This window comes from Planctomycetota bacterium (assembly GCA_038746835.1).
Lineage (GTDB): Bacteria > Planctomycetota > Phycisphaerae > Tepidisphaerales > Tepidisphaeraceae > JBCDKH01.
Genome location: JBCDKH010000212.1, coordinates 1 through 5,956, shown reverse-complemented (window position 1 = coordinate 5,956; position 5,956 = coordinate 1). Strand labels below are relative to the sequence as shown.

Annotated in this window: 3 protein-coding genes; 1 reads left to right on the top strand and 2 read right to left on the bottom strand. The window is 64.9% G+C overall.

Annotation, left to right across the window (positions count from 1 at the left end; all coding sequences use genetic code 11):
• Positions 1 to 190: 190 nt before the first annotated feature.
• A complete protein-coding gene (locus AAGI46_15120; GenBank protein ID MEM1013539.1) occupies positions 191 to 2,530 on the bottom strand; it encodes a polyribonucleotide nucleotidyltransferase in 2,340 nt (779 codons plus the stop codon).
• 169 nt (positions 2,531 to 2,699) lie between these two features.
• On the bottom strand, positions 2,700 to 2,969 hold the full coding sequence (gene rpsO, locus AAGI46_15115) for a 30S ribosomal protein S15 (protein ID MEM1013538.1): 270 nt from the start codon (positions 2,967 to 2,969) through the stop codon (positions 2,700 to 2,702).
• A gap of 344 nt (positions 2,970 to 3,313) precedes the next feature.
• Between rpsO and AAGI46_15110 the strand changes: the two genes are divergently transcribed.
• Positions 3,314 to 5,956, top strand: a 2,643-nt coding sequence (locus AAGI46_15110) for a hypothetical protein (GenBank protein ID MEM1013537.1), incomplete at its 3' end; no start/stop codon positions are given.

Below are 5,956 nucleotides of genomic sequence, written 5' to 3'. Positions count from 1 at the left end.
GTTCGCAGGGACCCGCTCGCTCACGCTCGGGGCTCGCAGCCCGAAGCGCGTTTCCAAGCGCGTCCCGAAGCGGATCCTCGAAACAGAATCCGTATGACGCGCTGCGCTCACTCAGGATGACTGAACGAACAACGAGCCCGGTTGGAGGCAACCGGGCTCGTGAGGCGTTGTCGATGATGTCGAAGCGAGATCAGTCGTCGTCCGAACCGCGACGGCGGCGGCGGCGGGGCTGGTCGTCGCTGGACGACTTCTCGGCCGAGGCTTCCTCGCGGTCGCCGTTGGAGGAGCCGCCGCGACGTCGGCCGCCACGACGTCGGCTGCCGCCTTCGTCGTCGCCGCCGTTCTCGCCCTTGGGCTTGCGCGGCACGCCGATGTCGTCCTTCTCGCCACGCTCTTCGAGCACGGCCTTGCGGCTGAGCTTGATGCGGCCCTGCTCGTCAATGCGGATGACCTTGACCTCCAGCTCGTCGCCGACCTTGAGGTGGTCGCCGACGCGCTCGACGTAGTTGTTGGAAATCTCGCTGACGTGCAGGAGGCCGTCCGTCTCGGGGGCGATCTCGACGAAGGCACCGAAGTCCTTGATCGAGACGATCTCGCCTTTGTAGATGCGGCCTTCCTGGACCTGCTGCGTCATCGCCTCGACGATGTCGCGTGCCTTCTCGGCGCCGCCCGGCGTGCTGGCGCTGAACTGCACCGTGCCGTCGTCGTCGATGTCGATGCGGGCACCGGTCTCCTCCTGAATCTTGCGGATCGTCTTGCCGGATGGACCGATGACCTTGCCGATCTTCTCGGGGTCGATCTTGAGGCTGATGAGCTTGGGTGCGTACTTGGAGATGTCGGCTCGCGGCTCGGCGATCGTCTCCTTCATGCCCTTGAGGATGCCCAGGCGTGCGTCCTTGGCCCGCTTGAGGGTGTCCTTGATCACCTTGATCGGGAGACCCGCGATCTTGATATCGAGCTGGATGGCAGTGATGCCGTGCTCGGTGCCGATGACCTTGAAGTCCATGTCACCAAAGCCGTCCTCTTCGCCGAGGATGTCGGTGAGCAGGTGGAACTTGGCCTTGGAGCCTTCGCCGTCCTTGATGACACCGACGCTGATGCCGGCGACCATGTCGGTGATCGGCACGCCCGCATCCATCATCGCGAGGCAGCCGGCACAGGCCGACGCCATCGACGATGAGCCGTTCGACTCGGTGATGTCACTGATGACGCGGACGGTGTACGGAAAGTCCTCGACCTCCGGCATAACGGAGAGCAGGCCCTTCTCCGCCAGGGCCCCGTGGCCCAGCTCACGCCGGCTCACGCCGCCCAGCCGACGGACTTCGCCGACCGAGTAGGGCGGGAAGTTGTAGTGAAGCATGAACTTCTGGGCGTACTCCTCGGTCAGGCCGTCGACCATCTGGTCGTCGCCCGACGTGCCCAAAGTGACGGTGCAGAGGCTCTGCGTCTCGCCGCGGGTGAAGAGGCTGCTGCCGTGGACGCGCGGGATGACGCCGACCTGGTGGGTGATGTCGCGAATCTCGTCGGCCTTGCGACCGTCGGGGCGGGTGCCATCGAGGACGAGGGCGCGTGTCGCCTTCTTCTCGACCTTGCGGAAGGCGTTGCCGACCTCGATGCCGCGTTTGGTGCGCTCCTGATAGAGGAAGTAGGGCGCGTCTTGCTCCGGCTCGGGGGCGAGCGCGTCCATGACCTCGTCGCGGATGGCCTTGATCTTGTCGGCCCGGTCGAGCTTGCCCGGCTCGCCCTTGGCCGCCTTGATCTTGTCGAAGGCCATGTCGTGGACCTTCTGGACGAGGTCCGCATCGACGTCGCTCGGGCCGAGGACGACCTTCTCTTTGCGACCGACCTTGTCGGCTAACTCGTCGATCAGGCCGCAGATGTCCTTGATCGCCTTGTGGCCGAACTCGATGAGGTCGGTGACCTCCTCTTCCTCGACCTCGAACGCGCCGACCTCGATCATGTTCGGCAGGTCCTTCGTGCCGGCGAGCACTAAGTCGATGTCACTGTCGGCCTGCTGCTCGATGGTCGGCATGAGCACCTGTTGCAACTCGTCGTTCTCGTCCGGAACCAGACCACAGCGGACGTGCGCGGTCGGGCCGTCGAACGGGATGTCGCTGACGGCGAGCGCGGCCGAGGCGGCGATGCCGGCGATGACGTCGGGATCGTTGACGCCGTCGTACGACAAGACATTGAGGTGGATCTGAAGCTCGTCCTTAAAGCCGTCCGGTAAGAGCGGCCGGAGCGGACGGTCGACCATCCGCATGATGAGGACTTCGCGGTTGCTCGGCCGGCCTTCACGCTTCATGAAGCCGCCGGGGAACTTGCCGGCGGCGCTGCGGCGTTCGCGGTACTCGACCTGGAGTGGGAAGAAGTCAATGCCCGGGCGTGGGGCACCGCGTGCGACGGCGGCGAGGACGACGGTGTCGCCGTATTGAACGGTCACGCTGCCGGCGGCTTGGCGGGCGACGGTGCCGGTCTCGATCGACAGGGTGCGACCTGCGATGGTCTTTTCGACTCGAATTTCTTGCATCACGTTGGCCGCCAGACGCATCCCGGGCGGCGCGGGGGTTGACAAACGTTTTCAGACACAACGCCGTCCAACATCGGAACGGCCACGGTGGGGGTAGGAAATGAGTCCGAGGACCGGACCCAAAAGCGACGGGCACGACTGTTCGTCGTGCCCGTGGGGAGGTTCAGGTTTACTTGCGGAGGCCAAGGCTCTGGATCAGCGCCAGATAGCGAGGCCGATCGATCCGCTGGAGGTATTTGAGCAGATTGGTCCGGCGGGCGACCATCTTGAGCAGGCCGCGGCGGCTGGAATAGTCCTTCTTGTGGACCTTGAGGTGCTCGGTGAGGTCGGCGATCTTGGCGGTCAGGATCGCGACCTGGACTTCGACACTGCCGGTGTCGTTGTCCTGCCGCTGGTGCTTGTCGATGATCTGCTTCTTGTCGTCGGTCAGAATGGCCATGTGGGGTGCCTTGGGGCGGGTTGTTGGAAGTCAGTTTGTCTCCCGTCGGCTAGGCGTTGATGCGGATCCATATGATGGACCGCCGTCCGGCCGAGGGTCGAGGCCAAACCCGTCGCCGATCGACGGGTCTTCGCGTCCAGTGACGCGGGCCCGCACACTAGGAAAGCCCATGCCGCCCGGCAAGACTGCCGCACCAGGGTCCGTCTGCCAGACACATTGCCGCATTCAAGATCGGCGATACCTATTTGAACCCCCAGGCCTTTGACGGTTAGTCTGAAAATCCACGAGCGGTATCGGTGGGGCGGTTGCCCTCACCGGGCCGCCGTTCCACCACGAGAAACTGCATGACCCGCCACCCCGCCACCAGTCTCCACCGGGCCGCCGTCGAAACCCTCGAAACCCGCCGCCTGCTGGCGATGATCACGCCCGACACCACCTTCGGTGACGACGGCGTCTCGACGTTCGACATCGGCCCCGAGGCCTACGACAGCGTCGAAGAGCTGATCGTCCTGGGCGACAACATTTACGCTATCGGCGGCTCGGCCGAGCGCGACGACCTGCAGATGGGCCCGCTGCCACAGGCGTTCGTCCCTCCGCAGGTCACGGCGGGCACCGTCGCCCGACTGACTTCGGACGGCTCCGTCGTGAGCATCGCACCGCTTTCGAGCTTCCCGGCCCTGGCCGGCTTCACTGAACTGGAGCAGGCACCCGGCGGCGACACGCTCTACGTCGGCACGCTTGATGCCTTCTCGGCAGAGCCGGCGTTCGTTGTCACGCGACTCGACTCGAACCTTGCCGTCGACCCGACCTTCACGCAGATCCGCGTCCCGGTCAATCTCGATCCGACTGACTTCCCAAGTGGCTTCGATTATGGCGTCGACTTCGATGTCGACTCGGCCGGCAACGTCGCGGTGGTTCAGTTCACCACAGGTCCTGACGGAGGCTTCGCGGAAGTCGCTCGCTTCAACGCGTCCGGCTCGGGCGTCGGTGGCGGCATCGTCAACGCCACTGAGGCGACAGACATCTCCACCAACGGCTTTCGAGGAGTCGGCATCCTCGACAGCGGCGGCCTGCTCCTGAGCTACGCCCGCGGCGTCACCATTGATTCGGTGTCGCGCGGCGTCTTGCCCGCTGTCCTTGAGTTGGATGCCAGTCTCGCAACGGTCGCCGTCGACACGATGCAGCCGTCCGATGTCGGGGAGAATCGGTACGGCGGGTTCCACAGTCATCCCGATGGTCGATATCTCGCCCAAAATGTCGAGTTCGATGGTGACGTCAACCTTCTGACATCGGAAGGCGAAAGGGTTGCGTTCCTCGGTAATCTTGATTTCGACGGCATCCGAGTCGGCATCGACGATGTCCGCTTCCCAGAGTCCGGCGGAGCCGCCATTCTGACTTCGATCAGAGGTGAGTTCACGGAAACGCCCCTGATCAACGGTGGTTCGAGCGGAGGGCGGGTCAGCAGGCTGCTCGTCGCTGATGACTTGACGCCGAGCGGGCTTGGGCTCGGCACGGCAGCCACATTGCTGGTCGGACAACAGCTCGAGTTCGGCACACCCGAAGCCAGCATCGGTTACGCGACAGCCCTGGCCCTTGATGGAGCCGGCGATCATGTGTTCGCAGGCGGAACGCTGGCGGCTTTGCAACTCGTCGATTCCGGCAACGGCACCTTCATCGTCGACGACTTCGACACGCCTGCCGCCGTCTGGAAGTACAGCCTCGATGGCGACGCCCCGCCTATCGAGGCCTTTGAGGAAGTCGACGGCCTCGTCACGATCGAGGCCGCGGAGTTTACCGAAGCCGCGACAACGCCCGACGGGAATTGGGTGACGGTCAACAATCTGGACGCGATCAATTCGCAGTTCATGACCGTTTTCGGCTCGGGCGTCAACACGCGCGACGATCTCACGGGCCCGCGGCTCGACTACGACATCAACTTCCAGAACAGCGGTACCTACTACGTCTGGGTCCGCATGACGGGCGACGGCGGGGCGAATGACTCCATCCACGTCGGCCTCAACGGACAGGCCTCCACACTCGGCGGCTTCGGGCTCAGCTCGGGCGACGACAACGTCTTCCGCTGGACCAACGGCACCAACTCGCTCAGCCGACGCATCACCGTCGACGTCCCGTCGCCCGGCGTGCACACGCTCAACGTCTGGATGCGCGAAGACGGCGTGAAGGTCGACGACATCCGCGTCGCTCGCTCGATCAACTTCGACCCGAACGTCGCCAACCCGCCTCCGCCACCACCGCCCAACGTCGCGCCGACGATCGCGTCGCTGCTCGACTCGCCCGATCCGGTCCAGGCGACTGACGGCTTCATCACGCTGACGGCGACGGGCGTGAATGACGTCGACGGCACCGTCGCCAGCGTCTCGTTCTTCGATGGTCAGGGCGCGTTGCTCGGCACCGATTCGAACGGCAGCAATGGCTGGTCGCTGCAGGTCGGCATCAGCGACCTCGCACCGGGCACGTACACCTATTCTGCCGTCGCGAGGGACGACGACGGTGCAGAAAGTCAGCCCGTCCAGACGACCAACACCGTCGCCCCGACGCAGACCGGCCCGGCGTTCGAAGAGGTCGACGGCGTCGTCACGATCGAGGCAGCGGACGCCTCGCGTCGCACCACGGCCGGCAATGGCGTCGCGTGGGTTGACGTGGCCGACACCGCAGCTGTCGGCGGTACGCTCGTGCAGGCGCTGCCTGACATCGACTCCAACACGGGCACCGCCCTCACCGGGCCGAAGCTCGACTATGACATCAACTTCCAGAACCGCGGCATCTACTACGTGTGGGTCCGCATGACCGGCGACGGCGGTGCGAACGACTCCGTCCATGTCGGTCTGAACGGTCAGGCCGAGACGCTCGACGGGCTGTTCGGCTTCTACAGCAACAACCGCAACGTTCTCGAATGGACCGACGGCACCACACCGCTCGGCCGCCGCCTCACCGTCAACGTCCCCTCGGCCGGCGTCCACACGCTC

What these genes read in the sequence shown, in the direction of transcription:
- AAGI46_15120 (MEM1013539.1), bottom strand. Translation starts at nt 2,530, where the DNA reads ATGCAAGAAATTCGAGTCGAAAAGACCATCGCAGGTCGCACCCTGTCG.
- rpsO (MEM1013538.1), bottom strand. Translation starts at nt 2,969, where the DNA reads ATGGCCATTCTGACCGACGACAAGAAGCAGATCATCGACAAGCACCAG.